The organism is Micromonospora sp. LOL_014 (genome assembly GCF_048060245.1).
Taxonomy (GTDB): Bacteria; Actinomycetota; Actinomycetes; order Mycobacteriales; family Micromonosporaceae; genus Micromonospora_E.
The window spans coordinates 1-1,045 of record NZ_JBHMIP010000096.1 but is presented as its reverse complement, the minus strand read 5'-3'; the positions used below and the strand labels follow the sequence as shown (position 1 = coordinate 1,045).

The following is a 1,045-nucleotide window of genomic DNA, read 5'->3' as shown; positions in this document are numbered from 1 at the left end:
GGCAGCACCGACCCGCACCGGCAGATCCGCCGCCACCTGGACCAGGACCACACCGGCCGATGCCGGCGAGCCAGCGTCATCGCCACCGCCACCAGGTACGAGCCGTACGTGACACGCCCAGACACACGACCTCCCGCAAACCCGAACCGCACTACTAATTTGCAAGTCCAAAAACGATGGTACGTGTGAGGACACACTTTGGGAACCCACCCGGCACGTCCCACACCCACCAGGACAGCCGTCAGATACTCACCACCATGGTCAACCCGACGATCCAACGCCGACGCCTCGGCAACGCCCTCAAACGCGCCCGCGAAGCCGCCGGCAAGACCCAGGACGACGCCGCCAGGATCATCGACTCCTCAGCCAGCAAGATCAGCCGACTCGAACTCGGCCAGTCCGGCATCCGCCAAACCGACCTCACCCTGCTCCTCGACTTCTACGGCGTCACCCGCGCCGACGCCGAACCCCTCCGAGACCTCGCACGCGCCGGCCGCCAACGTGGCCGATGGAGCGGCTACCGCAACGTCATCCCCGACTGGTTCCGCCAATACCTCGACCTCGAAGCAGACGCCACCCACATCCGCTGGTACCAGCCCGAGGTCATCCCCGGCATCCTCCAGACCGAGCCCTACATCCGCGCCCTCAACCAACGCACCCACACCAACGACCTCGAACGACAGATCTCCGTACGACTCGAACGACAGAAGGTCATCGACCAGCCCGACGGAGCCCACCTCCACCTGATCCTCAGCGAGTCAGCGCTCCGCCGCACCCTCGGCGACCCGCCCACCATGCACCAGCAGCTCACCCACCTCGCGTCACTGGCAAACCGCCCCAACGTGACGATCCAGGTGTTCCCGTTCGACGCCCCCACCTACGAGACCTCGTCGTACAACTTCATCATCCTGCGCTTCGGCGAAGAGACGGCGTCCGAAGTCGTCTACCTGGAGACCCTCACCGACGCCGACTACCTCGACGGCCCCGAGGCGGTCCGGGCATACACTCGGCTCTGGGAACGACTCACCGCCGCCGCACTCGGCCC

Annotated in this window: 1 protein-coding gene; it reads left to right on the top strand. The window is 66.1% G+C overall.

The window, feature by feature from the left end; all coding sequences use genetic code 11:
* Positions 1 to 257 precede the first annotated feature (257 nt).
* The coding region (locus ACFHW1_RS28775) for a helix-turn-helix domain-containing protein (protein ID WP_416616724.1) at positions 258 to 1,045 on the top strand (788 nt) is incomplete at its 3' end.